This is a genomic window from Actinocrispum wychmicini (assembly GCF_004345645.1).
GTDB lineage: Bacteria > Actinomycetota > Actinomycetes > Mycobacteriales > Pseudonocardiaceae > Kibdelosporangium > Kibdelosporangium wychmicini.
The window spans coordinates 538,998-565,635 of record NZ_SLWS01000006.1 but is presented as its reverse complement, the minus strand read 5'-3'; the positions used below and the strand labels follow the sequence as shown (position 1 = coordinate 565,635).

Sequence of the window (26,638 nt, the reverse complement as noted above, 5' to 3'; positions counted from 1 at the left end):
GACACCATGCGAGTCTTCAAGGACGTCGACGAACTGGCCGCGGCCAAGGGCGAACACCTGGGTGTCGGCGAGTGGCGTGAGGTGACGCAGGACGCCGTGCAGCTGTTCGCCGACGCCACCGGCGACCACCAGTGGATCCACCTGGACTCCGAACGCGCCAAGGCGGGCCCGTTCGGCTCCACGATCGCGCACGGCTACATGTCGCTGTCGCTGATTCCGGTGCTGGCCAAGGACATCTACCGGGTCGAGAACGTGACCATGGTGGTCAACTACGGCCTGAACAAGGTCCGGTTCCCGGCCCCGGTCAAGGTCGGCGCCCGGGTCCGTGGCTCGGCCGAGCTGCTCGACATCACCGACGTGCCCGGTGGCAAGCAGGCCATCACGAAGTTCACGGTGGAGATCGAAGGCAGCGACAAGCCCGGGTGTGTCGCCGAGACCGTCAGCCGGATCATCCCATGAGCCTGCCGGGCCTGGATCTGGACAAACTCCGTGGCCGGCTCGGCGACGGTCCGCTGCGGGCCGAACTCGTCGAAGGCGGCCGGTCCAACCTGACGTACGTGGTGACCGACGGCACCGACAAATGGGTCGTCCGCAGGCCGCCGCTCGGGCACGTGTTGCCGACCGCGCACGACATGGTCCGCGAGTACCGGGTCATCACCGCGTTGAAGGACACGGCTGTCCCCGTCCCCGGCACGGTGTTCCTGTGCGAGGACACCGAGGTTCTGGGCGCGCCCTTCTACGTGATGGAGTTCATGGCTGGCGTTCCGTACCGCAGCCGGACCGAGGTGGCCGGGCTCGGCCCGGAACGGACCCGCGGCATCGCCATGTCCCTTGTGGACACGTTGGCCGACCTGCACGCGGTCGACTACGAAACGGTCGGGCTGGCGGACTTCGGCCGCCCGGCCGGCTACCTGGAACGCCAGCTGCGTCGGTGGGGCAAGCAGCTCGACGCCTCCCGCAGCCGTGACCTCGAAGGCATCGACCGGCTGCACGACCGGCTCGCCGCCCGGATTCCGACGTCGGCCGACGCGACGATCGTGCACGGCGACTACCGCCTGGACAACACGCTGGTGCTGAACGACAAGATCAACGCGGTGCTGGACTGGGAGATGTCCACCCTCGGCGACCCGCTGGCCGACGTCGGCCTGATGGTCGCGTACGCCACCCGCGACGCCCCGGACGACTCGGTGATCGCCAACGTCAGCAGCGCACCCGGGTATCCGGGGGTGGACGAGGTGATCGCCCGGTACGCCGAGCGGTCCGGCCGGGACGTGTCCGCGTTGGACTGGTACATCGCGTTCTCGTTCTTCAAGCTCGCGGTGATCACCGAGGGCATCTACTTCCGGTTCAGCCAGGGCAAGACCGTGGGCAAGGGCTTCGAGATGGTCGGCTCGCTCACCGAACCCGTTGTCGCGCAAGGCAACGCCACGCTCAAGGAGAACTGATGGACTTCGGCTACGACGCGCGCACCGAGGATCTGCGCGGGCAGCTCAACAGTTTCATGGCGGAGCACGTCTACCCGGCCGAGCCCGTGTTCGAGCGGCAGCTCGCCGAACGGGACGACGAGTGGTCGACCGTCCCGGTGCTGGAGGACCTGAAGGCCGAGGCCCGCAAGCGCGGCCTGTGGAACTTCTTCCTGCCCGGCGAGCACGGCGGCGGCCTGACCAACCTGCAGTACGCGCCGCTCGCCGAGATCACCGGCCGCAGCCCGCACCTCGCGCCGACGGCGTTGAACTGTGCCGCGCCGGACACCGGCAACATGGAGGTCCTTGCCATGTTCGGCACCGAGCAGCAGCGGAAGCAGTGGCTGCGCCCGTTGCTGGACGGCGAGATCCGGTCCGCGTTCGCGATGACCGAACCGGACGTGGCCTCGTCGGACGCCCGTAACATCGCCACCCGGATCGACCGCGACGGCGGCGACTACGTGATCAACGGCCGCAAGTGGTTCATCTCCGGCGCGATGAACCCGCGCTGTCAGATCTTCATCGTGATGGGCAAGACCGACCCGGACGGCGAGCCGCGCCGCCAGCAGAGCATGGTGCTCGTCCCGCGCGGCACGCCCGGCATGGACATCAAGCGCGGCATGCACGTGTTCGGCTACACCGACGGCGACCACGGCGGACACGCGGAGGTCGAGTTCACCGACGTCCGCGTCCCGGTCGAGAACCTGGTCGGCACCCAGGGCGGCGGCTTCGCGATCGCCCAGGCCCGGCTCGGCCCTGGCCGGATCCACCACTGCATGCGCCTGATCGGCATGGCGGAGCGTGCCATCGAGCTGATGTGCCGGCGGACCACGTCCCGGACGGCGTTCGGCAAGGCCATCGCCCAGCAGGGCGTCGTGCAGGACTGGATCGCCGAGGCCCGGGTCCAGATCGAACAGTTGCGGCTGCTGGTGCTGAAGACCGCGTGGCTGATGGACACCGTCGGCAACCAGGGCGCGCACACCGAGATCCAGGCCATCAAGATCGCCACCCCGAAGGCGGTCGAGGGGATCCTGGACAAGGCGATCCAGGCGCACGGCGCCGGCGGCGTCAGCCAGGACTTCCCACTGGCCGGGCTGTGGGCGCACGCCCGCACGCTGCGGCTGGCCGACGGCCCGGACGAGGTCCACAAGCGATCGTTGGCCCGCCGCGAGCTGGCCAAATACCTCTGAATCGGACGATTCACATTCGGATGTTCGCGTATCCCTGCGCTGGTTCTTGATCCACGCTACGGTCGGTGCCAGTTGGCCGGGAGGAAGTACGTGAATGTCCAGTGACGAGTGGCTGCGCCGCTTCAACGAGGAGTACGCCGAGGAAGCCGCGACCTCGACGAACGACGGTTCCGACGAGCAGTTCGCGGGCGCGGACACAGCGGAGACCGTCCGGGTTGTCCTGGACTCCGCGGGGATCGCCGGTTCGGTCGTGATCCCGGCGGACTGGGACGAGTCGATGACCCCGGACGAGCTGGGCAGACGGGTCACCGAGGCGTTCGACGACGCGACCATGCGGTACGTCAGCGCCGAGGCCGACCGGATCCAGTTCGACGAGCAGCCCGTCGTGACCCACCGGGCGGACGCGCAGGACGCGGGCGGCAGCCCGTCCAGTCCGGTGGCCCGGCAGACCGTCGCGGAGATCCAGGAGTTGGCGGCGAACTTCTACCGCGAGCTGGACGTGTACGCCGCCGCGACCAAACGCGCGCTGAACACCCCGACGGACGGCACCGGGCCGAACAAGACGGTGGTGGTCCACATGTCCGCCGGCCGGATCACCGGGATCACCATCGACGCCGACTGGGCGAGGTCCGCGCGCTACACCGAGGTGTCCTCGGAGATCCTGAGCGCGTTGCAGCAGGCGCAGCGCGAGGGTGACCGGGCACGTTCCCAGCAGGTGCCTGTGCCGCCGTCGATCGCGCGGCTGCAGGAACTGGTGAGCGATCCGCAGGCCTTCGTACGTCAACTCGGTCTGGCCTAGGGGGAGGAAACGATGGCACCGACACAGGACGAGCTCAAGGTCGCCCTTGAGGCGATGCGATCCGACGCGGGTGTGTGGACCCACGCGTCGGACGAGATGCAGGCGTCGGCCACTGCCGCGCAGAACGTCGTGCTGACCGCCGACCAGTTCGGCTGGGCCGCCGAACAGCAGGGCGTTGTTGGCGCGTACCAGCAGGTCCAGCAGCGGATGGCGCATCTGCTGACCGGCGCGCAGACGGAGTTCGACAAGGTCGCCACTTCGCTGCGGACCGCCGCGGACTGGTACGAGCAGAACGAACAGCACACCTCGAACGTGATGAACCAGACGGGACGGTGACCTGATGTCAGCGGAAGCGGCGCAGCAGACGGCGGACGCCGTCAACCGGATCAGGAACACCTGGAACGACATTCAGAGCGGCGTGAACTCCGTGCTGGACTGGTTGCCGGGATTCCTCTGCGACAAGTTGAAGGAATGGTTCAACAAGCTCGCGAACAAGGTGGGCGAGTTCTTCGAGGCGGTGGCCAAACCGTTCACCCAGCGGGGATCCGCGGACGCGCTGCGGATCGCCGGCCAGTCGTGGAACACCGACATCGGCGGCCGGGCCAGCACCCAGGCCGGGCTGCTGGCGCCGGAGCAGCTCAAGACCGACAACGAGTGGCAGGGCAAGGCGGCCGACTCCTACAAGGACTCGATCACCGGCCAGGGCAAGGCGCTCGCGTCGGTGAAGACGCAGGCGGAGAGCGTACAGAACGTCCTGAACGAGATCGCCAACGCGCTCGACTCGTTCTGGAACGGCCTGCTCGCCGCGGTCCTGATCTACGTGGGCGCGATGGTGCTGTGCGCGATCGGCGCCGCGACCGTCGTGGCCGCCATCCCGTCGATCATCGCCGCGGTCACCGCCTCGATCGCGGTGATCGCCCAGACGGTGAACCTGACCACCACGTTCGTGAACGCGTTGCAGACCCAGCGGGCCAAGCTGGAGCAGGTCGCCACCACCGACAGCGCGTTCGCCAACGGCCAGTGGCCGCCCGCCACCACCGGCGACAACGGCGGCTGGAAGCCGAAGGAGTGAACCCGGACTGGCGGCCGGCGCAGCCGAGGCTGCGCGCGTTCTGCACGGCCATGCCGGTGCTGTTCGGGGTGTCCGCTGTGCTCATCGTCGCGGTGGCGGTTCCCGCCACCGCGACGCATGGCTGGCGGCTGGTGCAGTTGGTCGTCTGTGCCGCCGCGCTGCTCGCGCTGGCCGGTCTGTTGTTGTGGGTGCGCAGGCTGGTCGTGAACGGGTACGTCGACGTGAACATCGCGGTGCCGCGCGCGAAGGCGGCTCGTTCGGGGGCGTTCCTCGCCGGCATGGTGTGCCTGATCGGCCTGATCCCGACGGTGTCCGCCGGTGACGCCACGGTTCCGGTGGCGCTGACCGCTTACGTGGCGATCGCCGCTTTCCTCACGGTTTCCGGCCTGGTCCGGGTATCCGCCTCTTGACGGTGACCTGAAGTCACCGTAGCTTCAATACCGCCGCCCTTGTAAACGTTTTCATTTCGACTCAAGGACGGAGGAGTAATGCGTCCACTCTGGACAATCGCGGCCGGGATCGCCCTGCTGGCCACCACTGCCCTGCCGGCCAGCGCCGACCCGAACCCGTACGGGGACCCCAACCTGGTGTCGATGTTCGACGGCAAAACCCTGGACGGCTGGACCCAGGCCGCGGACGGCCAGTTCAAGGTGCAGAACGGCGCGATCCACGCCAACGGCACCGCGCGCGGCTGGGTCTACTACACCAAGCAGCAGGCCGGGACCTTCCGGTGGATCTTCAACGTCCGGCAGGTCAAAGGCAACCACGCGCCGACCGTGCTGATCTGGGGCACCACCGCGCCGATCCGCGACGCGTTGAGCGCCATCCAGTTCCAGCCGCCGAACGGCGGCCACTGGGACTACCGGCCGGGCCACAACAACGGCGGCGGCAGCCTGTTCAAACAGTTCCCGCACACCAAGTTCGACGTGAAGAAATGGGCGCAGTGCGAGCTGATCGCCGACCAGACCACCGGGGTGGCCCGGATGGCGTGCTGCCCGTTGCCGGACAAGGCCACCACGTGCAAGGCGACCGAAGTCCTCAGGTTCACCGACAAAACGGCCGGCCGGGTCGGCCCACTCGCCATCCAGATCCACAACAAGGGCATCAACGACGAGTACAAGGGCCTCTACCTGGAGTCCCCGGTCGTCACGAAACCTGGCGAGTTCATCACCACCTGATCAGTGCCGCCCGCACGCCACCAGTAGTGTCCGGTGGCGTGCGGGTGCTGCTCTGGGTGGGCGCGGCGACAGCGGCCATGGTGACGATCTGGTTCCTGGTCGCCTACGGCAGCGCGAACGTCGCCCGGATCGTGTCCACGGATGTCCTGTGGCACGCGGACCTGGACACGTTCCACCGGTCCGCGGTCGCCTTGCTGCACGGCGGATCCATCTACGACACCGGCGCCAAACTGGTCAACCTCAACCCGCCAGTGTGGACGGTCCTGTTCGCCCCGTTGGGCCTGCTGAAGCCGTTGGCGGCGTACTGGGTCTTCAGCGCCGTGACGGCTGTCCTCGTCCTCGGCTCGGCGTTGCTGGTGGCCCGGGAACTCGACGTGTCACCTCGGGCGAAGTGGCTCGCGGTGGCCGCGATGGCCCTGTCGTCACCGTTCATGGGCACGGTCGCGGTCGGTCAGGTGTACGGCGTGCTGCTGGCCGGGCTGACCCTGTCGTGGCTGGCGACCCGACGCGGCCACCTCGCCCAAGCCGGTGTCTACCTGGGCTTGGTCGTCGCCCTCAAACCGACGCTGGCGCCATTGCTGCTGTTGCCCCTGGTACAGCGCCAATGGCGGACAGTCAAAGCAGCGATTGTCGGCGTTCTGGCGGCGACCGTCGTCGGAATGGTCGTCGCCGGGCCCGCGACCACCGTGCGCTGGCTGAGCGTCGTGCGGACGGAGGGGCTGAGCACGTTCGGCGACAACGCCTCGCTGCCAAGTCTCGTCGCGAGGCTCGGCGGCCCCGCCTGGCTCGGCTTCCTGCTGGGCGCGGCTGCCGTCGGCTACACGCTCCGCCGCACCACGAACCTCTGGGCGCTCACGGCCGCGACCCTGCTGCTGTCGCCGATCGCTTGGCACAACTACCTGGTGCTTTGCTTCCCAGGCGTGTTCGCCGTGTTAATGCGCCGCCGGTTCGCCACCGCTGCGTTTCTGCTCACACTGCCGCTGATCGGCGTCGAGTGGGGCATGCACCTGTGGAAGGGCGACAGCCTGGTCGACCGCATCGGGCAGTCGCTGTACTGCTTCGTGCTGGTGAGCTGGTGGGTCGTGCTAACCGTCCAGCACGACCGCGATGATCCCGGCGAGGTGCGCGAGCCGGGCGACCTCGGCGGCGCGGAACATGGGTCCGCCCGGACGGCCCACCAGTAGCACCCGGTCCGGCTTGCCCAACGGGGTCGCGGCGAGCTCGGTGCCCAGTTCCTGCCAGGTCGCCGGCACCCAGGACTCCTCGCCGTCCAGCACGGTCGCCTTGGCCAACGGCATGAACGGCAGGTCGATGCTGGCGATCTGGGGGGCCGCCGGGGACGCGGCCAACGTCTGCGAGCCGCTCGGGTCGCTCGCCACCACCACCGCCCACCCCGCTCGGATGATCTTCGGCACACCGTCGGTGAACGTCTGGATGCCGTCCCGTGGCTCGGCCGCGACCTCCTCCACCAGTTCGAGCTCGCGGTGGGTGTCCAGGACGCCCGCGTACGGGCGGACGGCGTCGACCTCCACACCGTCGATCGACTCGGCGGCGGTGATCAGCATGTCCGGCAGCCGCCCGGACGGCAGTTCGACGACCAGGTCGTCCACGGCGACGCCACCGCCCCGCTCGACCACGTCCACGCTGAGGATGTCGGCGCCGATCCTGCCGAGCGCGGTCGCCACCGCGCCCAGTGTTCCCGGGCTGTCCGGGAGTTGCACCCGGATCAGGAAGGACAAGGCGAACGCCTCCTGCGTCGTGCGCGGAACCCTGCCGTCCGCACCCTGTGCCGGGCGCCGATTCTCGCAGATGGGCACGTACCCCAAGGAGTAGGCGTCCGAGTCCGTGGCGTTAAGAACAACGCACCCGCGGATAACCCAGTCGGGACTCCGGCGGGCTTCGCCATAGACTCACCAGGTCCCAGACGAAATGTAAACCCCCGGGGGTTCGTGGAGTGCCAACCATCTCCCGCGCCGAGGTCGAACACCTGGCCCGGCTCGCCCGGCTCGCGGTCACCGACCAGGAGCTGGACAAGTTCGCCGGCCAGCTGGACGTGATCCTCGAAGCCGTGGCCAAGGTCACCGAGGTCGCCGCCGACGACGTCCCGCCGACCTCGCACGCCGTGCCGTTGACCAACGTGTTCCGCCAGGACGTGGTCCGTCCTGGGCTGACCCAGCAGCAGGCGCTCGCCGGTGCCCCCGCGGCCGAGGACGGCCGCTTCCGCGTGCCCCGCATCCTGGGAGAAGAACAGTGACGGAGCTTTTTCGGCTGACCGCCGCCGAGCTGGCCGCGAAGATCCAGGCCAAGGAGGTGTCCGCGGTCGAGGTCGCGCGGGCGCACCTGGAGCGGATCGCCGACGTCGAACCGGCCGTGCACGCGTTCCTGCACGTCAACGCGGAGAGCGCGATCGCCGCCGCGCAGGCCGTCGACGACGACGTGGCCGCCGGCCGGCAGCCCGCCTCGCCGCTCGCCGGCGTGCCGCTGGCGCTGAAGGACCTCGTGACCATGCGGGGCGCGCCCACCACCGTCGGCTCGAAGATGCTGGCCAACTGGGAGCCGCCGTACGACGCCACGATCACCCGGAAGATGCTCGAAGCGGGCATCGTGATCATCGGCAAGACCAACCTGGACGAGTTCGCGATGGGCTCGTCCACGGAGAACTCGGCGTACGGCCCGACCCACAACCCGTGGGACCTCACCCGCGTGCCGGGCGGCTCCGGCGGCGGTTCGTCGGCCTCGCTGGCCGCGTTCGAGTCGGCGCTGGCGATCGGCACGGACACCGGCGGCTCGATCCGCCAGCCCGCTGCGGTGACCGGAACCGTCGGCGTGAAGCCCACGTACGGCGGTGTGTCGCGGTACGGGCTCGTCGCGTTCTCCTCGTCGCTCGACCAGGCGGGGCCGTGCGCCCGTACGGTTCTGGACGCCGCGCTGCTGCACGAGGTCATCGGCGGCCACGACCCGTTGGACGCGACGTCCATCAACGAGCCCGTGCCCAGCGTGGTCGCCGCAGCCCGCGAGGGCGCGTTGGGCTCACTCAAAGGCGTGAAGATCGGTGTGGTCAGGGAGCTGTCCGGCGACGGCTACGAACCCGGCGTGACGGCGTCCTTCGACGAGGCCGTCGACCAACTGCGCGCGCTCGGCGCGGAGGTCGTGGAGGTGTCGTGCCCGCACTTCGGGTACGGCCTGTCGGCGTACTACCTGATCGCGCCGAGCGAGTGCTCGTCGAACCTGGCCCGTTTCGACGCGATGCGCTACGGCCTGCGCGTCGGCGACGACGGCGCCCACAGCGCCGAAGAGGTCATGTCGATGACCCGTGAAGCGGGCTTCGGTGACGAGGTCAAGCGACGCATCATCATCGGCACGTACGCGCTCTCGTCGGGCTACTACGACGCGTACTACGGCTCGGCGCAGAAAGTCCGCACGCTGATCAAGCGCGACTTCGCCGCCGCGTTCGAGCAAGTGGACGTGCTGGTCTCGCCCACTACCCCGACCACCGCGTTCGCGATCGGGGAACGCACCGACGACCCGATGGCCATGTACCTCGCCGACCTGTGCACCATCCCGGCGAGCCTGGCCGGTACGCCCGCGATGAGCGTGCCCAGCCGGCTGTCGGGCACCGACGGACTGCCGGTCGGCCTGCAGATCATGGCCCCGGCACTGCAGGAGGCCCGGATGTACCGGGTGGCGGCGGCCTACGAGGTCGCCCGGAACGTTGCCGACGGCGGCCCGCTGATCAACCGGGTGCCCGAACTGGAGGTGTCCTGATGAAGAAGCTGCGTGGGATCCTCGGCGTGGCCGGGTCCGTGTTCGGCGCGGTGAGCGCGGTGAAGTCGTTGCAGACCGCCCGGCAGGACAAGGACAAGCTGCTGCTGGTCAACGCGGCCGCGAGCATCCTCACCGCGATCACCGGCGTGCTGCTGACGATCCGCTCGGTGCGCGCGGACAAGGACGGCGAGAAGTGACTGTGACCGCCGAGTTGATGGACTACGACGAGGTCCTCGAACGCTTCGATCCCGTGCTGGGGCTTGAGGTGCACGTCGAGCTGTCCACCAACACCAAGATGTTCTGCGGCTGCCCGGTGGCGTTCGGCGCGGAGCCGAACACCCTGGTCTGCCCGACCTGCCTGGGGCTGCCCGGCGCGCTGCCGGTGGTGAACGAGGTCGCGGTGGCCTCCGCGATGCGGATCGGCCTGGCGCTCAACTGCGAGGTCGCCGAGTGGTGCCGGTTCGCCCGGAAGAACTACTTCTACCCGGACATGCCGAAGAACTTCCAGACCTCGCAGTACGACGAGCCGATCTGCTTCAACGGCTGGCTGGACGTCACGCTGGAGGACGGAACCGTTGTGCGCGTGGACATCGAGCGCGCGCACATGGAGGAGGACACCGGGAAGTCCTTGCACGTGGGCGGTTCCACCGGCCGGATCCACGGCGCCGAGCACTCGCTGCTGGACTACAACCGGGCCGGTGTGCCGCTGATCGAGATCGTCACCAAGCCGATCGTGGGCACCGGCGCCCGTGCGCCCGAGGTCGCCCGCTCGTACGTCTCCGCGTTGCGGGATCTGTTGCGTGCCTTGGATGTCTCCGACGTGCGGATGGATCAGGGCTCGTTGCGCTGTGACGCCAACGTGTCGCTGATGGCCAAGGACGCGACCGAGTTCGGCACCCGGACGGAGACCAAGAACGTCAACTCGTTGCGCTCGGTCGAACGGGCCGTGCGGCACGAGATGGGCCGGCAGGGTGCGATCCTGGCGGCCGGTGGCACGATCCGCCAGGAGACCCGGCACTTCGACGAGTCCACCGGATCGACGGCCGCCGGGCGTGCCAAGGAGACCAGCGAGGACTACCGGTACTTCCCCGAGCCCGACCTGGTCCCGATCGCGCCGTCCCGGGAATGGGTGGCGCAGCTGCGGACCACGCTGCCGGAGCGTCCGGAGGAGCGGCGCAAGCGCATCCAGGCCGAGTGGAACCTCACCGACCTGGAGCTGCGTGACCTGCTGAACGTCGGCGCGGTGGACGTCATCGCGGCGACCGTGGAAGCGGGCGCGGCCCCGGCGGAGGCCCGCGCCTGGTGGGTCAGCCACCTGGCCCAGGAAGCCAACTCCCGCGGCGTGGACCTGGGCGACCTGCCGATCACGCCGGCCCAGGTGGCCGAGGTGATCAAGCTCGTCGGCGACGGCACGCTCACCAACAAGCTGGCCCGTGAGGTCGTCGAAGGCGTGCTCGCCGGTGAGGGTGAGCCGGGCGAGGTCGTCGAGAAGCGCGGCCTGAAGGTCGTGTCGGACGACTCGGCGCTGACGGCCGCGGTCGACGAAGCCCTCGCGGCCCAACCGGACGTCGCGGAGAAGATCCGCAGCGGCAAGGTCCAGGCGGCGGGCGCGATCGTCGGCGCGGTCATGAAGGCCACCAAAGGCCAGGCGGACGCCAAGCGGGTCCGCGAGCTGGTCCTGGAACGTTCCGGCGCCTAGAACCCAGCGCAGGCACGGCTTCTAGCACGGGAGCCGTGCCTGCTGTGTGTCAAAGCTGATTCACGCGACCGCTCTTCCTCAGTACGTTCGGCTCATGACGGCAGTGGACATCGTGTTGTGCGTCGACGTCACGGCGAGCATGACCTCGATCATCGAGACCGTGAAGAAAGGCGCGCTGGGCTTCCACGAACAGCTGGCCGAGGCGATGGCCGAGCGGGACATGGACATCAGCCGTCTTCGGGTGAAAGTCCTGGCCTTCCGCGACTTCAGCGTCGATCGCGACGTCATCGAGCAGACGGACTTCCTCCAGTTGCCCGGCGACAAGAACAGACTGGCTGCCTTCATGGCACGGCTGAAGGCGACCGGCGGTGGGGACGTCCCGGAGTCCGGCCTGGAGGCGCTGGCGCTGGCCATCCGGTCCCCGTGGAGCACCGGCGACGGGGACCTGCGCAAGATCATCGTCATGTTCACCGACGCGTCGGCGCATCCGTTGGGTCACAGGAAGTCGGTTCGCGCGCGCGGCTATCCCGAGTCCGTGCCACGGTCGCTGGACGGCCTCCAGGACTTGTGGCAGGGCGACGACTCCCCGATGGGCGTGGGCGCCAAGCGTCTCGTGCTGTTCACCCCGGAAATCGGACCGTGGGACGAGATCGCCGACACCTGGGACAAGACCGTGCTGGTGCCGTCCGTCGCCGGAACCGGACTGGCGGACGTCGTGATGGACGAGGTCATCGCCACGCTCGTGCGCAGTATGTGAGCGAACACACCTGTGGGGCCGCCCGAAAGCGGCCCCACAGGTTCCTTCTCCGTCAGTCCATGGCCATCGCCGGGACCGGCTTGGCTTCCGAGGAGGACGCGACCGTGAAGTCGCGCAGCGGTTCGGACTTGACGAACCACGAGACCACGAAGCCGAGGGCGATGAAGATCGCGCCCCACAGGAACACGCCCTGGATCCCGTCGACGATGCCGTTCAGGTAGGCGTTGTGCGCCGTGGTCGGCAGGGAGCTGATCATCTTCGGCGACAGCTGACCGCCGGTGCTGGTGAGCTGCGATCCGGCCGGGCCCAGGGCGCTGGTCAGGCTGTCCTGGATGCGGCTGGTGAAGATCGAGCCGAGGACCGCGACACCCAGCGACCCGCCGATGCTCCGGGCGAACGTCGCCGTGCTCGTGGCTACCCCGAGGTCACGCATGTCCACGCTGTTCTGCGCGATCAGGTTCGTCGTGCCCATCAGGAAACCGAGGCCGGCGCCGATGATCAGAATGTAGACGCTGGACGTGAACGAGCTGGTGTCGATGGCGAGCGTGCTCAGCAGGACCGCGCCGACGCCCATCGCGGCCATGCCCATCATCGGGAACGTGCGGTAGTAGCCGGTCCGGCTGGTGATCTGGCCGACGACGTTCGAGACGACCAGCATGCCGAGCATCATCGGCAGCAACAGCAGGCCGCTGTTGGTGGCCGACGCGCCCTGCACGATCTGCTGGTACTGCGGCAGGAACCCGACCGCGCCGAACATCGCGAAACCGGACATGAACGCCAGGACCGACGCGAGTGTGAAGTTGCGGATCTTGAACAGGCGCAGCGGCAGCAGCGGCTCGGCGACGCGCTGTTCGACCCAGGCGAACGCGGCCAGCGCGGCGACCGTGGTCACACCCAGGCCGATGATCTGCCACGAGCCCCACGCGTACTGGGTGCCGCCCCAGGTGGCGAGCAGGACCAGGCTGGCGATGCCCAGGGTCAGCAGGCCCGCGCCCCAGTAGTCGATCTTGGCCTTGTTCGTGCGCTTGGGCAGCTTGAGGGTGAGGCCGACCACGGCCAGGGCGATCACGCCGAGCGGCAGGTTCACGTAGAACGCCCAGCGCCAGTCCAGGTTGTCGGTGATGAAGCCGCCGAGCAGCGGGCCGCCGACCATGGCGACCGGCATGACCGCCGCGAACAGGCCCTGGACCTTGCCGCGTTCCCGTGGTGAGACCATCTCGGCCATGATCGCCATGGCGCCGACCATCAGGCCGCCCGCGCCGAGGCCCTGCACGCCCCGCCACGCGATCAGTTCGGTCATCGAGTGCGACGTCCCGGCCAGGGCCGAGCCGATCAGGAACACCACGATGGCCGCCATGAACATGCCCTTGCGGCCGTACAGGTCGGAGAGCTTGCCCCAGATCGGGGTGGAGACGGCGCTGGCCAGGGTGTAGGCGGTGACCACCCACGCGAAGTGGTTCAGGCCGCCGAGGTCGCCGACGATCGTGGGCATCGCGGTGCCGACGATCATGTTGTCGAGCATCGCCAGCAGGATGCCGATCATCAGCCCTATGAAAACCGTGTACTGCTTGCCTTTTCCGGTTCGTTCGGTGATCGGTGCGATGGTGGTCACGGGTACTCTCCCCAGTAGGAGGCGGTCCTTACTTGCCGTCCGGCTAGTAAACTTGCTAGCCGTACGGTAAGCTAGCCACTAGCCGGTCGTCAAGTAAGTGGGAGAAGTGACGATGAACACACGGTCGGACACCCGCTCGAAGATCCAGGACGTGGCCCTGGAGCTGTTCGGGGAACAGGGTTACGACAAGACGTCGCTGCGAGAGATCGCCGAACGCCTTGGCGTCACCAAGGCGGCGCTCTACTACCACTTCAAGACCAAGGAAGAGATCGTCAGCAGCCTCTTCCAGGCCGCCGACGAAGGCATCCAGGAGCTGATCGCGTGGACCAAGGAACGCGAACCGACCCCGGAGAGCCGGCGCGAACTGGTCCGTCTGTACGCGCGTGCGATGGGCGACGGCCGCGCGTTCCGCCTGATGCGCCTGATCCACGAGAACCAGCACTCACTGCGTGAACTCGCCGCCGGTATGCGCGGTCAGGAACGGATGGAGTCCCTGGCCGCCTTCCTCACCGACCCGGCCGCCCCCCTGGCCGCCCAACTGCGCGCCAGGCTGTCCCTCGGGATCATGCACTTCGGCATGTTCGCCCTGAAGGACACCGACTCAACTCTGGACGAACGCCTCGAAGCCGCGCTCCAGGTCGCCATGGACTTGATCGACGCCTCGGAACGGGACACCGTCGCTTAGTCCTTCTGGGCGCCGCCCAGCGCCGGGTTGATGGCGATCAGAACGGCTCGGTCGTCGCTGGAGACGGGTTGGCCGCCGTTCTTGTTGACCGTGCCGGCCAGGGCGATGCCGGCGTTGAGCACGCCCATCCCGCCGAGGCGCCCGTAGTTGTCCGGTGGAGCGTCCAGGCTGACGGTGGGCTTGCCGGTGACCACGCCGTCCGGGTTCAGCGGCAGGTTCTGCATGTTCCCGGCGGTCGACGTGGCCACCATCAGCAGGGTGGGCGCGACCACGCAGCCCGCGACACCGGGTTTGTCCGGCCAGCTCCACGCCGGGTTGCCGAGGGGCTTGCCGGGGTCGACGCGGAAGATCGCGTCCTTGTCCGGCGTGCGGTCGGTCACCCAGGGGCGGCCGTCCGTGCCCACGCAGAGCCCGCCTGGCGTGTGCAGGCCGGCGGCGATCACCGAGGACGACGGGTCCGGGTTGTCCGGCGCGGCCTTGCCCTGGACGGTGATCCGCAGCAGCTTGCCCGCGAGCGACTTGGGGTCGGCGGCGAGCGCCGGGTTGCCCGCGTCGCCCGTGGCCAGCAGGAGCGCGCCGGTCCGATCCAACGTCAGTGCGCCGCGGTTGCCGGTCTGGCCGCGGGGGATGCCGGTCAGGATCGGTTTGGGCGAGTCGCCGGCCGCGAACCGGACCAGGCGGTTGTCCGTCGCGGTGGTGATGTAGGCGTAGACCAGTTGGTCCTCGCCGTACGTGGGCGACAGGGTGAGCCCGGTCAGGCCGCCGTCGGTGGCCGCGTCCACGGTGAGCCGCGTGACCGGCGTCGGGTCCTGGCCGGCGCGGACCTGCATGACGCGCCCGGACCGACGTTCGGCGACCAGCCCGGCCGGCGGGTCGCTGTTGGGGAACGGTGCCACCGCGTCGATGGTGTCCATGCACGTGCCGATGACCGAGTCGTGGAAGTCCTTGCAGCCCTGCGGGGGCGGCACCGTGGACTGCTGTGGACGGCCACCGCCACCACCGCCTCCCCGGCCGCCTCCGCCACTCGGTCCGTTGCCGCCGCCGTTGTCGTTGGGCGCGGTCTCCGGGGTCAGCGGGGGCTGTGTCGTCCAGCTCTGTGGCGGTGGCTGCTCGGCGAACGAGACGCAGCCGCTGAGCGCGACGCTCGCGACCGCGCAGTACGCGGCCAGCCGCCTTCTGGATCGTGACACATGTCCGAGGTTAGGAACGCAGCCGTGAACCGTAGGTAAGCGGAGGTGGGATCAACGCGTCGATCGGGTCCCGGGCGGGCGGCCTGGCCAGCTCGCGCGCCCGCTCCACGGCCCGCACCCGGCGCAGCAGCAGCAGCAGCTCCTCGATGACCGCATCCGGTGCCTCCAACGGCAGGAAGTGGCTGGTCGGGACGATCCGGACCCGAGCTTGGGGGAGCATCGCCACCGGCTTCGTCGCTTTGTCCGGTGACGCCAGGACGTCGTACTTGCCGGCGAGAACCGTCACCGGGCACGTGATGCCGTGCAGTTCCCGCGCGGGCACCGACCCGACCGCCAACGCCAGTGTGAAGTACCAACGCCAGTCGTGCTGGAGGAAGCGTTCCAGGACGGACGCGATGACCTGGGTGTCCGCGCCCGGCAGCATCAGTCCGCTGTGCTGCGCGATGGTCGCTGTGAGGGTGTTCACAGGCACGCGATGCAGGATCGCGTCCACGAGCGGCGACAGTGCGCGCAGCGCGTGCGTGCCGCCGAGCGTGATCGCGCGTCGGACGACCGACGGGATGCCGAACGAGCTGAGCATCGCGCCGAACAGGTCACCGGGGACGCCCGCGGTGAACAACAGGCCGGACACCCGTTCCGGATGGCGGCGGGCGAGCTCCGCGGCCACCATCACCCCCACTGACCAGCCCATCACCACGCAGCGGCGGATCCCGGCGGCGTCCATCACCGCCAGCGCGTCGGCCACGTGGTCGGCCAGTTCGATCCGGCTCGGGTCCTTCGGCCGCTCCGAACCCATGGTGCCGCGGTGATACCAGGACAGCACGCGGACACCCGCGGAAGGCAGCAGCAACGCGGGCCACACTTCGGGCATGGTGCCCAGGCCGGGGCACAGCAGCACGGGCGGGCCCGGGTGGTCCGTGCGCCAGCCGCGGATCCTCGTGCCGTCCGACGAGGTCACGTCGTGTTCGTGCATCAGCGCAGAGTCTGCCCGAGTCGGCATCCGGAAATCGACAGATCCTACTGTTGTTTTCATGGCGATCACCGTTCTGGTACCTGACGATCACGGAATGGCCGCTCTGGGGGGCGTCGAAGGCGTACACCTGCTCCGGTTCGACCGTGGTGAACCGCTGCCGCCGGGCGGCGACGAGGCCGAGGTACTGATTCCCGGCATGCCGGGCGGCGCGCACGCCAAGGCGATCGTCCCGCTGCTGCCGAAGCTGCGGCTGGTGCAGTTGCTGTCCGCCGGCGCCGAAGCGTGGATCGGCGCCCTGCCTGAAGGCGTACAGCTCGCGAACTGTCGTGGCGCCCACGGCGGCAGCACAGCCGAGTGGGTCGTGGCGGCGTTGTTGTCGATCTACCGGGACATGCGTGACTTCGACCACGCCCAGGCCGCACGCACATGGGCATTCCACCGGGCCGACACGCTGCAGGGCAAGAAGGTGCTCGTCATCGGCGCGGGGGACCTCGGCCGGCAGTTGCGTCGACGGCTCGAACCGTTCGACGCGCAGGTCACGCTGGTGGGCACGACCGCGCGCGACGGAGTGCGGTCGGTGCACGAACTGCCGTCGCTGCTCGGCACCCACGACGCCGTCGTCTTGATGGTGCCGCTCACGGACCGGACCACGGGCATGGTCGACGCGAAGTTCCTCGCCCTCATGCCGGACGGCGCGATCCTGGTGAACGCCGCCCGCGGTGTCGTCGTGGACACCGACGCGCTGCTGGCCGAGTTGTCCGCCGGCCGGCTCCGGGCCGCGCTCGACGTCACCGAACCCGAGCCGCTGCCCGCCGATCATCCACTGTGGACGGCCCCTGGCCTGCTGCTGACCCCGCATGTCGCCGGTACGGTCACCGGCCAGCTCGACCGCGCCTACGCCGTCGCGGCCAAGCAGATCGCGCAGTTCGCGGCCGGGAAAGAGCCGGACAACCTCGTGCGCGGAGAGTACTGAGCGAAACTTTCGCGAGCGTTCAGGAGCGGCATCCAATACGCTGCCCGCCGTGAGTACCGACGACCACCCCACTGACCCGGGCGGCTACCCAGGTGTGTACTCCTCGGGTGGCGGCGCCGGCTATTCCGGTGCCCACCGGCTCGGCGAGCCCGAGGACAGCGGTTATGGCAACCTCGACACCGGCGGCTACGACAGCTCCACCACCACGGTCCTGTCCAGACCGACCGAGCCCGCGGCCGACGACGAGCCGGCCCGGCGCGGCTACACGTGGCACGGCGGCATGGACGTCGGCCTGCTGGTGCTGCGGCTCGCGATCGGTGGCACGTTCGTCGCGCACAGCCTGCAGAAACTGTTCGGGCTGTGGGGCGGGCTGGGCATCGACGGGTTCGCCCGGTATCTCGGCACGTTCGGGTTCAGCCAGACCACCCTGCTGTCCTGGATCACCGGGATCGGCGAGCTGGTCGGCGGCGCCCTGCTGGTGCTCGGCCTGTTCACGCCGGTCGGCGCGGCCGCGGTGCTGGCGGTGGCCGCGAACGTGATCTACCTGAAGTGGAGCGGCGGCTTCTTCGACCCGCCGGTCGGCTTCGAACGCGAGGCACTGCTGGCTTCGGGCGCGTTCATCCTCCTGTTCACCGGTCCGGGACGCGTGTCGCTGGACCGGCCGACGCCGTGGGGCCGCCGTCCGGTGCCGCTCGGGCTGTTCATGCTGCTCGTCGCGGCCGGCCTGTGCGTACTGACGCTCATCGTGCTTCGTTGACGTCGTTGACCAGTCCACGGGGACGTTCGCCGTGGAGGCCGCTGAGCAGGTTCTCCACGGCGAAAAGACCCATCGCGGTCCGGGTTTCCACGGTCGCGCTGCCCAGGTGCGGCACGATGGTGACGTTCTCCAACGCCAACAGTGCCGCCTCCACCAGCGGTTCACGCTCGAAGACATCGAGCCCGGCCGCGAAGATCTCGCCGCCGCGCAGCGCTTCGGCCAGCGCGACCTCGTCCACCAGCGGACCGCGCGCGGTGTTCACCAGCACAGCCGTCGGCTTCATCCGTTGGAACACCTTGGTGCTGAACAGATGGCGCGTCTCCGGGGTCAGCGGCGCGTGCACCGAGATCACGTCGGCCTGGGCGACCAGGTCGTCGAACGAGTGCCCGCCGGACCGGGAATGGTGGATCACCCGCATGCCGAACCCGGCGGCCCGCCGCGCGGTCGCCTGACCGATCCGGCCGTACCCCACGATGCCCAAGGTCTTGCCGTACAGGTCGTAGCCGAGCATCATCCGCGGCCCCCAGATCCACGGTGTCTTCGCCCGGAGGAACCGGTCGCCCTCGCCGATCCGGCGCACCGCGGCGAGGATCAACGCCCACGCCAGGTCCGCGGTGGCCTCGGTCAACACGTCCGGCGTGTTGGCGACCATGACGCCACGCCGGGTGCACTCGTCGACGTCGATGTTGTCGTAGCCGACAGCGTGGTTCGCGACGATCCGCAACTGTGGCCCGGCCGCGTCCAGCAGGCCCGCGTCGACCCGGTCGGACACCATCGTCAACAACCCGTGTTTTCCTTGCGCCCGCGCGCGGAACTCGTCGTACGGAATCGCTTCGGGCGGCCCGGTGTACACGTCCACCTCGCACCGGCCGTCGAGGGCACGCATGGCTTCGTCGACCATCACCCGGGTCACCAAGACGTCGAACACCAGGCGACGATAGCCGCCGGGAGAGATTCCCGGCGGATCTGGGTACGTGGTCCCTTCGCGGTGGGCTGACCGTCACTGAACGATGACCCGACAGCCGGAAATCCTGCGACCGGGAGACTGCCAGATGGGACATCTGCGCGTTCTGCTGACCATTCCCTTGGTGTTGCTCGGCATGGTGTCGGCCACGACCGTCGCCACCGCCGCCTCTCCGTGCGGCATCACCCCGTACGGCCTGATCGGCGCCCGGTGGACGCAGTTGGGCGCCGAGGGCAGCGCGTTCGGTTGCGCCACCGAGGTGGAACACGATGTGCCCGGCCGATCCGGCCGTCTGCAGACGTTCCAGTGGGGCCAGATCGCGTGGACGCCCAGCCAGGGCGACGCGATGGTCGTGTCGATGTACTACATCGCCAACCACGTGGTCGTGGACTGGGGGCCGACGAACCCGTTCAGCTACGACAAGTTCGTCGTCCGCTGGGACCTGAACGGGCAGAACCAGGGGCAGCGGGACCTGAACGGCGGCACCGGCGGGCACTTCGAGTTCGACACCGGCTCGGGCTGGTCGTCGACCATCGTCGAAGGCTGTGACACGCACGTGATCGGCTCGTCGACGTGCCGGCAGCAGTGGACGATCCCGGTCGGCGCGAACGTCGGCCCGCCCGGTCCGATCAACATCGCGGCCTGGTCCGCGACCGACCCGGCGCACGCCTACGACGGACTCGACCAACGCCGTCTCGCCGCGGTGCAACAACTTGCCTGTACGCGCGTGCTCAACCCGGGCGGCTCGAACGCCGGCGAGAACGAGGGCCTGCTGATGTCGGCGCACCTGGAGCTGGTGCGACGGTTCGGCACCGGCTACCGTTGCCGTGGTCAGATACCGAGCATCGACCTGGTCAACCAGGCGCTGCGCAACACGTGGCCGCATCCGACCGGGTCGTCGTTCGACACCCCGATCTGCTCGCGCAACGGCGACTACGACACGTTCCTCAAAGGACTGATGGTCGTCGCGTACCGGTACTGGGACCTGCTGTACCCGGATACACGGACGCACGTGCTGCACGACTTGATGACCGAGAACGGCGCGCACTCGACGGACGACGAGAAGACCCCGGTGTGCGGCCTGATCGACCTGCCGGAGTCGGAGAACCACCGGCTGCTCATCGAAAGCGCGAGGTACCTGGCCAACCAGAAGCTGCGGGACGCCACCGGCAACCCGGCGTTCGACAACGTGGCCAACGGGATGCGCGAGTACCTGCTGCGCAACCTGCAGAACTTCGCGAAGTTCGACTTCATGGAGTACAACGCGCGGCCGTATCAGCGGTACTCGATGGACGCGTTGTTCAACCTGTACGACTACGCGCGTGACCCGGCGATCCGGACCGCGGCCCAGGTCGTGCTGGACTACACGACGTCGAAGTTCGCCCTGTCCAGCAACCAGCTCCGCCGAGCCGGGCCGTTCCGCCGCCTGACGTCCCGTACGGACGCGGCGAACCAGTGGTACTACGGCAACCCGTCCGACCCACAGACCGCGTTCTTCCTGTTCTGGACGGGCCTGAGCGGCAACCTCGGCGGCACCATCCCGGACTGGTGGGCGGGCGAGTCGGTGATGGTGGGCCTGTCCAGCTACCTGCCACCGGCCAGCGCGATCCGTAACGCGATGGTGAAAGGCACCACACAGGAGACCTTCTACCACGGCAACCGCCCCCGCCTGAGCTACTCGCCGGACGACGCGGCACCGGGTGTCGAGATCTACTCGTCGTCACCGTCGTACCTGATCTCTGCGGGCGGCGTATGGCTACCTAGCGGATACGGGCGTGACGAGTGGTACGACCGTCTCGGCACCAACGAGAACTACGGCTCCGTGCAGTCGACAACGCTCATGCCCACACGCGCCAACACCAACCGCGACAACTTCATCCGCTTCGACGGCTACAGCAACAGTTCACCGACGGGCCGCGGCAACGTGAACACGTGTGTCGAGGGCGGCTTCGCGTGCGGCCTGAACCTGCAGGTGCCACAGATGTGGTCGAACTGCGCCCAGCAGTACACGTCCGGCCCGTGGCGTTTCCTGAACCTGAATGTCCCCGCCTGCGGGAACCTCGGGTTCTCCGTGGTGATCCACGGCTCGCCCGTTGACGGCGCCCCGCAGTACGGCACCGCCGGCTTCGTCCACGCCGTGGAAGCGTCGAACATCGGCTTCTGGGACTTCGTGAACCGAACGTTGGCCGCCAACCCAAACCTGCCGGAACGCCTCAACCCCCAACAGGAGTACGGGGTCACATTGGCCGACGGCCACACCGTGACGTTCCGCCTGACAACCCCCAGCGGCGGCAACTACGAGCGTCTGGTCACCTGGTCGGACGGCCGTTACCTGGGCGACTTCGGCACCGCACCACTGGTCGCCGGCACGACCATGACCAGCGGGAACCACGACGGCCTGATCGACATCGGCGACCGGGTGCTGGACTACCGCGACCCGCTGAACCCCGTGGTGTCCTACCGGTGATGAATCGTCGTTGTCGGTCGGTGCGGCTATCGTGTCGGGCATGACCGCGACCTACGCCTACGACGAGCAACCGAGCAGTGGGCATCCGTTGCGACCGGGTGCGTCGCCGCATGACATCCGGGCGGCCCTCCTGTCCGAGGACCGGGCGAAGTTCGACACTGAGTACGAGCGGGCACTCGGCGACGCCCGGGAAAGCCTTGACCTCACGGAGTTGTTCAAGACCCTTGAGCGATGGCGGCGGGCCGCCCTGATCCAGCAGGACCCTCAGGATTTCCGGCGAGTGGTGCGCCGGGCGGCCGAGTTGCTGACCGGCGAGCCGGTCCCCGCCGACGAACCCCTGTCGGTGAGCCGGGCCAAGGCTGGCATGTAGGTGTACCAGATCACCACGGACGAGTCGGTCCAGCGGCAGATCGACCGGCTACCGACCGAGGCGCTGGCGCCCTTCGCGGAGCTGCGGATGTTGCTCGAGCTGAAGCCCTGGAGTGGCGACGCCCTGAACGGGAACAATCCGGACGGCCCGGTCCGGACGTTTGCCTTCGGCCAGGGCTTGGGCCTGGCCACTTACCTCATTCTTGAGGATCAGCGCAGAGTGGATCTGCTGCAGGTGATCTGGCTCGGCTGACCCAACGCCAAAGTGGGGCGCCTCCGGTGGCCCGGAGACGCCGCACCTTTGTCAGGAAGGGACCCGCCGGACGGCGCCGGTGGAGGCGTCCGTGGTCATGTGGGCGTACGCGCGGAGGGCCATTGTCACTGGACGGTCGCGGTCCGCCGGGTGCCAAGGGCGTTCGCTTGACTCCATTTTCGCGCGGCGCTCGGCGAGGACTTCCTTGGGCACCAGGAGTTCCAGTTTGCGCTCGCGCACGTCGATCAGGATCTGGTCGCCGTCCTGGACCAGGCCGATGGTTCCGCCGCCGGCCGCTTCCGGGGAGATGTGCCCGACGGACAGGCCGGACGAGCCGCCGGAGAACCGGCCGTCGGTGATCAGGGCGCATTTGCTGCCGAGGCCGGCGCCTTTGAGGAAGGCCGTGGGGTGCAGCATCTCCTGCATTCCCGGGCCGCCCGCGGGGCCTTCGTAGCGCACCACGAGGACTTCGCCGGGTTGGATCTGCTTGCCCAGGATGACCGAGACCGCCTGTTCCTGGCTTTCCACCACCCGCGCGGGTCCTTGGAAGTGGAACAGGTCTTCGGAGATGCCCGCGGACTTGATGACGGCTCCGTCGACCGCGAGGTTTCCGCGAAGCACGGCCAGGCCGCCGTCGGCGGTGTAGGCGTGGGAGACGTCCCGGATGCAGCCGGAGGCGGCGTCGGTGTCCAAAGAGGACCAGCGGTTCGCGGTGGAGAACGCCTGGGTTGTCCGCACTCCGCCTGGTGCCGCGTGGAACAGTTCCACGGCCTCAGCGGAGGTGTTGCCTGAGCGGATGTCCCACTCGGACAGCCAGGTCGGCAACGACGGGCTGTGTACGGTGTACACATCGCGGTTGAGGAGGCCCGCGCGGTCGAGTTCGCCGAGGATCGCCGGGATTCCGCCGGCCCGGTGGACGTCCTCCATGTGGTAGTCCGAGTTCGGCGACACCTTCGACAGGCACGGCACCCTGCGGCTGATGGCGTCGATGTCCGCCAGGGTGAAGTCGACTTCGCCCTCCTGGGCGGCGGCGAGGACGTGCAGGACGGTGTTGGTCGAGCCGCCCATGGCCATGTCCAACGCCATCGCGTTCTCGAACGCCTTACGGGACGCCACCGAGCGTGGCAACACCGAGGCGTCATCAGAGCCATACCAGCGGCTGGCCAGCTCGACGACGGTCGTGCCCGCCCGCGCGAACAGCGCGCGGCGCGCCGCGTGGGTGGCCAATGTGGAACCGTTGCCCGGCAACGCCAGGCCGAGCGCCTCGGTCAGGCAGTTCATCGAGTTCGCGGTGAACATCCCCGAACAGGAGCCGCAGGTCGGGCAGGCCGACTGCTCCACAAGCGACAGGCCTTCGGCGGACACGGAACTGTTCGCCGAGGCCGCGATGGCCGTGATCAGGTCGGTCGGCGCCTGCGCGACGCCGTCGACGACGACCGCCTTGCCCGCCTCCATCGGCCCGCCCGACACGAACACCGTCGGGATGTTCAGCCGCATGGCCGCGTTCAGCATGCCCGGCGTGATCTTGTCGCAGTTCGAGATGCACACCAGCGCGTCCGCCTGGTGCGCGTTCACCATGTACTCCACCGAGTCCGCGATGATCTCGCGGGACGGCAGCGAGTAGAGCATTCCGCTGTGGCCCATGGCGATGCCGTCGTCGACCGCGATGGTGTGGAACTCACGCGCGACGCCGCCGGCCTCCGCGACCGCTTCGGCGACGATGTCGCCCAGGTCACGCAAGTGCACGTGGCCGGGCACGAACTGGGTGTACGAGTTGGCGATGGCCACGATCGGCTTGCCGAAGTCGGAGTCGGTCATCCCGGTCGCGCGCCAGAGCGCGCGGGCTCCGGCGGCGTTACGGCCGTGGGTGGTGGTGCGGGAGCGCAGCTGCGGCACAGCCCCTCCAGAGTCTTTCCCAAAGAACGAACAGTGCATGCCTGGTGGGCACGATCAACAGCGCGGTGGCTACGAGGCTACTCCGCCGACCGGGACAGGTCGGGCACTCGCCCGTCACTGACTCGCGAAAGCAGTGACAAGTGTCGCAGTCGCACGCCGGGCAACGGCGTTACCACCGAGTCGGTGCCCACAGCGGACACCTTGCCGCGCTTCTCCACCTTCAACGAGACCAACTGGTCCCAGGTGAGCGCGCGGTGCGAGAACGTGCTGCGGGCGTACAGGCCTTCGACGTCCACGGTCGTACGGTTGCGCACGATCCACACGATGACCGCCAGCGGCACGATGTAGATCAGCCACAGGTACGGCGCGGCGAACGCGAACGGTGTCGCCGCCACGATGAGCAGGAGCGGCGCGAGGTTCGCGGTCGGCGGGAGCCGGAACACCACTTTGCGCACTGTTTCAGCCACTCCGAAATGGTGCACCCCGCGTGATCGGAGCATGCGTCCGGGTCCCTCGAACGGGTCCACTATTCGGGAAGACTGTCCCGCAGATTTGACGCACGCGCGCGAGCGCCATTACGGTGGCGGTATGTTCAACCCGATCGGTCTCGTACTTCCCAAGCGCGTCGACGCTTAGGACACACCTGACCCGTCGACGCGCGACCCTCGTGCGACCCATCCGGTCGGCGGGGGTTTTTTCGTGTCCGGACCCCACAAAACTCACCGACCCACGAGGCAGAACCGATGACGAGCGCAACATCGCGACCCGCCGCCAAACCCGGAGCGCCATCCTCGGCGAACCGGCCCAAACCAGCACCGCCGTCCGGTGCGCCGGTGCGTGTCACCGGCGCCCAGGCACTGGTCCGGTCGCTTGAGGCGGTCGGCTGCGAGGTGGTCTTCGGCATTCCCGGCGGCACCATCCTGCCGGCCTACGACCCCCTGCTCGACTCCACCAAGGTGCGCCACGTACTGGTCCGCCACGAGCAGGGCGCCGGCCACGCCGCGACCGGGTACGCGCAGGCCACGGGCAAGGTCGGGGTCTGCATGGCGACCTCGGGTCCGGGCGCGACGAACCTGGTCACGCCGCTCGCCGACGCCAACATGGACTCGGTGCCGGTGGTGGCCATCACCGGCCAGCAGAGCCGGCAGCTGATCGGCACCGACGCGTTCCAGGAAGCCGACATCTGCGGCATCACGCTGCCCATCACCAAACACAACTTCCTCGTCACCGATCCGGCGGAGATCCCGCGGACGATCGCCGAGGCGTTCCACCTCGCCGCCACCGGCCGACCCGGCCCGGTGCTGGTGGACATCCCCAAGGACGTGCTCCAGGAGACCACCTCGTTCGCCTGGCCGCCCGAGATGCACCTGCCCGGCTACCGGCCGACGACCCGGCCACACGGCAAGCAGGTGCGGGAAGCCGCGAAGCTCATCGCGCACGCCCGCAGGCCGGTGCTGTACGTCGGCGGCGGCGTGATCAAGGCACAGGCGTCCGCGCAGCTCAAGGAGCTGGCCGAGCTGACCGGCATCCCGGTGGTGACCACGCTGATGGCCCGTGGCGCGTTCCCGGACTCGCACCGGCAGCACCTCGGCATGCCGGGTATGCACGGTTCGGTGGCCGCGGTCGGCGCGTTGCAGCGGTCCGACCTGCTGATCACCCTGGGCGCCCGGTTCGACGACCGCGTCACCGGCCAGCTCGCGTCGTTCGCGCCGGACGCGCAGGTCGTGCACGCCGACATCGACCCGGCCGAGATCTCCAAGAACCGCAAGGCCGACGTGCCGATCGTCGGCGACTGCAAGGAGATCATCGCCGAGCTGGTCACCGCGGTGAAGGCCGAGCAGGAGCGCGGCCACGCGGACCTGACCGCCTGGTGGGCCCAGATCGACGGGTGGCGCGAGACGTTCCCGGCCGGATACGAGTGGCCGTCCGACGGCACGCTGTCGCCGCAGTACGTGATCGAACGGATCGGCCAGCTGGTCGGCCCGGACGCGATCTACACCGCGGGTGTCGGCCAGCACCAGATGTGGGCCGCCCAGTTCATCAAGTACGAGAACCCGGCCACCTGGATCAACTCCGGCGGCCTCGGCACCATGGGCTTCGCCGTGCCGGCGGCCATGGGCGCCAAGTTCGGCAAGCCGGACACCGAGGTGTGGGCGATCGACGGCGACGGCTGCTTCCAGATGACCAACCAGGAGCTGGCGACGTGCGCGATCGAGGGCGCGCCGATCAAGGTCGCGGTGATCAACAACGGCAACCTTGGCATGGTCCGGCAGTGGCAGAACCTGTTCTACGCCGAGCGGTACTCCCAGACCGACCTGGGCACGCACAAGCACCGCATCCCCGACTTCACGCTGCTGGCCGAGGCGCTGGGCTGCGCCGGGCTGCGGTGTGACTCGCGCGAGGGGGTCGACGCGACCATCAAGCGGGCCATGGCGATCAACGACCGGCCGGTGGTGATCGACTTCGTGGTCGGCAAGGACGCCCAGGTGTGGCCGATGGTGGCGGCCGGCAAGGGCAACGACGAGATCATGGCCGCCCGAGGCATCCGGCCGTTGTTCGACGAGGATGAGATCTGA

The 26,638-nt window shown here is 68.8% G+C and carries 28 protein-coding genes; 21 read left to right on the top strand and 7 right to left on the bottom strand.

The features are described 5' to 3' along the window. Window positions 1–6 precede the first annotated feature (6 nt). The 9 genes from EV192_RS28865 to EV192_RS28825 all read left to right on the top strand — a co-directional run bounded on the left by EV192_RS28865 (window position 7) and on the right by EV192_RS28825 (window position 6,886). On the top strand, window positions 7–459 hold the full coding sequence (locus EV192_RS28865) for a MaoC family dehydratase (RefSeq protein ID WP_132120853.1): 453 nt from the start codon (window positions 7–9) through the stop codon (window positions 457–459). Continuing rightward, window positions 456–1,445, top strand: coding sequence for a phosphotransferase family protein (locus tag EV192_RS28860; protein WP_132120851.1), 990 nt, complete (start codon window positions 456–458; stop codon window positions 1,443–1,445). Before EV192_RS28865 ends, EV192_RS28860 begins: the two co-directional genes overlap by 4 nt. Continuing rightward, complete coding sequence (locus EV192_RS28855) at window positions 1,445–2,653, top strand: acyl-CoA dehydrogenase family protein (RefSeq protein WP_132120849.1); 1,209 nt, start codon at window positions 1,445–1,447, stop codon at window positions 2,651–2,653. Before EV192_RS28860 ends, EV192_RS28855 begins: the two co-directional genes overlap by 1 nt. Window positions 2,654–2,747: 94 nt before the next feature. Next, entirely contained in the window at window positions 2,748–3,452 is a 705-nt protein-coding gene (locus tag EV192_RS28850; protein ID WP_132120847.1) for a hypothetical protein, read from the top strand. Between the two features lie 12 nt (window positions 3,453–3,464). Beyond that, a complete protein-coding gene (locus tag EV192_RS28845; RefSeq protein ID WP_132120845.1) occupies window positions 3,465–3,788 on the top strand; it encodes a type VII secretion target in 324 nt (107 codons plus the stop codon). Window positions 3,789–3,792: 4 nt separating this feature from the next. Further along, window positions 3,793–4,524, top strand: a complete 732-nt coding sequence (locus EV192_RS28840) for a hypothetical protein (protein WP_132120843.1) — start codon at window positions 3,793–3,795, stop codon at window positions 4,522–4,524. Beyond that, the gene (locus tag EV192_RS28835) at window positions 4,521–4,934 is read left to right on the top strand and encodes a hypothetical protein (protein ID WP_132120841.1); all 414 of its coding nucleotides are present in this window, start codon (window positions 4,521–4,523) and stop codon (window positions 4,932–4,934) included. The genes EV192_RS28840 and EV192_RS28835 overlap by 4 nt, the downstream gene beginning before the upstream one ends. Before the next feature lie 78 nt (window positions 4,935–5,012). Then, entirely contained in the window at window positions 5,013–5,702 is a 690-nt protein-coding gene (locus EV192_RS28830; RefSeq protein WP_132120839.1) for a 3-keto-alpha-glucoside-1,2-lyase-like domain-containing protein, read from the top strand. Window positions 5,703–5,740: 38 nt separating this feature from the next. After that, a complete protein-coding gene (locus tag EV192_RS28825) occupies window positions 5,741–6,886 on the top strand; it encodes a glycosyltransferase family 87 protein (RefSeq protein ID WP_132120837.1) in 1,146 nt (381 codons plus the stop codon). On the opposite strand, the gene EV192_RS28820 is transcribed toward EV192_RS28825, so the two are convergent. After that, the gene (locus EV192_RS28820; protein ID WP_132120835.1) at window positions 6,788–7,441 is read right to left on the bottom strand and encodes an ACT domain-containing protein; all 654 of its coding nucleotides are present in this window, start codon (window positions 7,439–7,441) and stop codon (window positions 6,788–6,790) included. The genes EV192_RS28825 and EV192_RS28820 overlap by 99 nt on opposite strands. Before the next feature lie 215 nt (window positions 7,442–7,656). Between EV192_RS28820 and gatC the strand changes: the two genes are divergently transcribed. The 5 genes from gatC to EV192_RS28795 all read left to right on the top strand — a co-directional run bounded on the left by gatC (window position 7,657) and on the right by EV192_RS28795 (window position 11,923). Beyond that, complete coding sequence (gatC, locus tag EV192_RS28815) at window positions 7,657–7,956, top strand: Asp-tRNA(Asn)/Glu-tRNA(Gln) amidotransferase subunit GatC (RefSeq protein WP_132120833.1); 300 nt, start codon at window positions 7,657–7,659, stop codon at window positions 7,954–7,956. Then, window positions 7,953–9,467, top strand: coding sequence for an Asp-tRNA(Asn)/Glu-tRNA(Gln) amidotransferase subunit GatA (gene gatA / locus EV192_RS28810; RefSeq protein ID WP_132120831.1), 1,515 nt, complete (start codon window positions 7,953–7,955; stop codon window positions 9,465–9,467). The genes gatC and gatA overlap by 4 nt, the downstream gene beginning before the upstream one ends. Next, window positions 9,467–9,664 carry a hypothetical protein gene (locus EV192_RS28805; protein ID WP_132120829.1) on the top strand — a complete coding sequence of 66 codons (198 nt, stop codon included), beginning with the start codon at window positions 9,467–9,469 and terminating at the stop codon, window positions 9,662–9,664. Before gatA ends, EV192_RS28805 begins: the two co-directional genes overlap by 1 nt. After that, complete coding sequence (gene gatB, locus EV192_RS28800; RefSeq protein WP_132120827.1) at window positions 9,661–11,166, top strand: Asp-tRNA(Asn)/Glu-tRNA(Gln) amidotransferase subunit GatB; 1,506 nt, start codon at window positions 9,661–9,663, stop codon at window positions 11,164–11,166. Before EV192_RS28805 ends, gatB begins: the two co-directional genes overlap by 4 nt. 94 nt (window positions 11,167–11,260) lie before the next feature. Then, a complete protein-coding gene (locus EV192_RS28795; protein WP_132120825.1) occupies window positions 11,261–11,923 on the top strand; it encodes a vWA domain-containing protein in 663 nt (220 codons plus the stop codon). 52 nt (window positions 11,924–11,975) lie between these two features. Here EV192_RS28795 and EV192_RS28790 read toward each other — a convergent pair whose 3' ends face one another. After that, window positions 11,976–13,535 (bottom strand): MDR family MFS transporter, encoded by a 1,560-nt coding sequence (locus EV192_RS28790; RefSeq protein WP_243727127.1) that lies wholly within the window; start codon window positions 13,533–13,535, stop codon window positions 11,976–11,978. Between the two features lie 112 nt (window positions 13,536–13,647). Here EV192_RS28790 and EV192_RS28785 point away from each other — a divergent pair, with 112 nt between their 5' ends. After that, the gene (locus EV192_RS28785; RefSeq protein WP_132120823.1) at window positions 13,648–14,220 is read left to right on the top strand and encodes a TetR/AcrR family transcriptional regulator; all 573 of its coding nucleotides are present in this window, start codon (window positions 13,648–13,650) and stop codon (window positions 14,218–14,220) included. Here EV192_RS28785 and EV192_RS28780 read toward each other — a convergent pair. After that, window positions 14,217–15,410, bottom strand: a complete 1,194-nt coding sequence (locus EV192_RS28780) for a PQQ-dependent sugar dehydrogenase (RefSeq protein ID WP_132120821.1) — start codon at window positions 15,408–15,410, stop codon at window positions 14,217–14,219. The genes EV192_RS28785 and EV192_RS28780 overlap by 4 nt on opposite strands. 10 nt (window positions 15,411–15,420) lie before the next feature. Continuing rightward, complete coding sequence (locus tag EV192_RS28775; RefSeq protein ID WP_243727126.1) at window positions 15,421–16,383, bottom strand: alpha/beta fold hydrolase; 963 nt, start codon at window positions 16,381–16,383, stop codon at window positions 15,421–15,423. 58 nt (window positions 16,384–16,441) lie between these two features. Between EV192_RS28775 and EV192_RS28770 the strand changes: the two genes are divergently transcribed. Together EV192_RS28770 and EV192_RS28765 are read left to right on the top strand one after the other, a co-directional pair. Further along, the gene (locus EV192_RS28770) at window positions 16,442–17,356 is read left to right on the top strand and encodes a 2-hydroxyacid dehydrogenase (RefSeq protein ID WP_132120817.1); all 915 of its coding nucleotides are present in this window, start codon (window positions 16,442–16,444) and stop codon (window positions 17,354–17,356) included. A 49-nt stretch (window positions 17,357–17,405) separates the two neighbouring features. Next, the gene (locus tag EV192_RS28765; protein WP_243727125.1) at window positions 17,406–18,113 is read left to right on the top strand and encodes a DoxX family protein; all 708 of its coding nucleotides are present in this window, start codon (window positions 17,406–17,408) and stop codon (window positions 18,111–18,113) included. On the opposite strand, the gene EV192_RS28760 is transcribed toward EV192_RS28765, so the two are convergent. After that, window positions 18,097–19,044 (bottom strand): 2-hydroxyacid dehydrogenase, encoded by a 948-nt coding sequence (locus EV192_RS28760; protein ID WP_132120815.1) that lies wholly within the window; start codon window positions 19,042–19,044, stop codon window positions 18,097–18,099. The genes EV192_RS28765 and EV192_RS28760 overlap by 17 nt on opposite strands. Window positions 19,045–19,165: 121 nt before the next feature. Here EV192_RS28760 and EV192_RS28755 point away from each other — a divergent pair, with 121 nt between their 5' ends. Genes EV192_RS28755 through EV192_RS28745 form a run of 3 tightly spaced genes read left to right on the top strand, consistent with a single transcriptional unit; the run spans window position 19,166 to window position 22,166 of the window. After that, on the top strand, window positions 19,166–21,544 hold the full coding sequence (locus EV192_RS28755; RefSeq protein WP_165960652.1) for an LGFP repeat-containing protein: 2,379 nt from the start codon (window positions 19,166–19,168) through the stop codon (window positions 21,542–21,544). 40 nt (window positions 21,545–21,584) lie between these two features. Further along, entirely contained in the window at window positions 21,585–21,914 is a 330-nt protein-coding gene (locus EV192_RS28750) for a DUF6247 family protein (RefSeq protein ID WP_132120811.1), read from the top strand. After that, complete coding sequence (locus EV192_RS28745) at window positions 21,915–22,166, top strand: hypothetical protein (protein WP_132120809.1); 252 nt, start codon at window positions 21,915–21,917, stop codon at window positions 22,164–22,166. It abuts the gene before it with no gap. A gap of 51 nt (window positions 22,167–22,217) precedes the next feature. Here the strand turns inward: EV192_RS28745 and ilvD are convergent, their stop codons facing one another. Then, a complete protein-coding gene (ilvD, locus tag EV192_RS28740; RefSeq protein WP_132120807.1) occupies window positions 22,218–24,062 on the bottom strand; it encodes a dihydroxy-acid dehydratase in 1,845 nt (614 codons plus the stop codon). Window positions 24,063–24,139: 77 nt separating this feature from the next. Further along, entirely contained in the window at window positions 24,140–24,529 is a 390-nt protein-coding gene (locus EV192_RS28735; RefSeq protein ID WP_165960651.1) for a PH domain-containing protein, read from the bottom strand. Between the two features lie 276 nt (window positions 24,530–24,805). On the opposite strand from EV192_RS28735, the gene EV192_RS28730 reads away from it, so the two are divergent. Beyond that, on the top strand, window positions 24,806–26,638 hold the full coding sequence (locus tag EV192_RS28730) for an acetolactate synthase large subunit (protein WP_132120803.1): 1,833 nt from the start codon (window positions 24,806–24,808) through the stop codon (window positions 26,636–26,638).

What these genes read in the sequence shown, in the direction of transcription:
- EV192_RS28865 (WP_132120853.1), top strand. Translation starts at nt 7, where the DNA reads ATGCGAGTCTTCAAGGACGTCGACGAACTGGCCGCGGCCAAGGGCGAA.
- EV192_RS28860 (WP_132120851.1), top strand. Translation starts at nt 456, where the DNA reads ATGAGCCTGCCGGGCCTGGATCTGGACAAACTCCGTGGCCGGCTCGGC.
- EV192_RS28855 (WP_132120849.1), top strand. Translation starts at nt 1,445, where the DNA reads ATGGACTTCGGCTACGACGCGCGCACCGAGGATCTGCGCGGGCAGCTC.
- EV192_RS28850 (WP_132120847.1), top strand. Translation starts at nt 2,748, where the DNA reads ATGTCCAGTGACGAGTGGCTGCGCCGCTTCAACGAGGAGTACGCCGAG.
- EV192_RS28845 (WP_132120845.1), top strand. Translation starts at nt 3,465, where the DNA reads ATGGCACCGACACAGGACGAGCTCAAGGTCGCCCTTGAGGCGATGCGA.
- EV192_RS28840 (WP_132120843.1), top strand. Translation starts at nt 3,793, where the DNA reads ATGTCAGCGGAAGCGGCGCAGCAGACGGCGGACGCCGTCAACCGGATC.
- EV192_RS28830 (WP_132120839.1), top strand. Translation starts at nt 5,013, where the DNA reads ATGCGTCCACTCTGGACAATCGCGGCCGGGATCGCCCTGCTGGCCACC.
- EV192_RS28805 (WP_132120829.1), top strand. Translation starts at nt 9,467, where the DNA reads ATGAAGAAGCTGCGTGGGATCCTCGGCGTGGCCGGGTCCGTGTTCGGC.
- EV192_RS28795 (WP_132120825.1), top strand. Translation starts at nt 11,261, where the DNA reads ATGACGGCAGTGGACATCGTGTTGTGCGTCGACGTCACGGCGAGCATG.
- EV192_RS28785 (WP_132120823.1), top strand. Translation starts at nt 13,648, where the DNA reads ATGAACACACGGTCGGACACCCGCTCGAAGATCCAGGACGTGGCCCTG.
- EV192_RS28775 (WP_243727126.1), bottom strand. Translation starts at nt 16,383, where the DNA reads ATGCACGAACACGACGTGACCTCGTCGGACGGCACGAGGATCCGCGGC.
- EV192_RS28770 (WP_132120817.1), top strand. Translation starts at nt 16,442, where the DNA reads ATGGCGATCACCGTTCTGGTACCTGACGATCACGGAATGGCCGCTCTG.
- EV192_RS28755 (WP_165960652.1), top strand. Translation starts at nt 19,166, where the DNA reads ATGGGACATCTGCGCGTTCTGCTGACCATTCCCTTGGTGTTGCTCGGC.
- EV192_RS28750 (WP_132120811.1), top strand. Translation starts at nt 21,585, where the DNA reads ATGACCGCGACCTACGCCTACGACGAGCAACCGAGCAGTGGGCATCCG.
- EV192_RS28730 (WP_132120803.1), top strand. Translation starts at nt 24,806, where the DNA reads ATGACGAGCGCAACATCGCGACCCGCCGCCAAACCCGGAGCGCCATCC.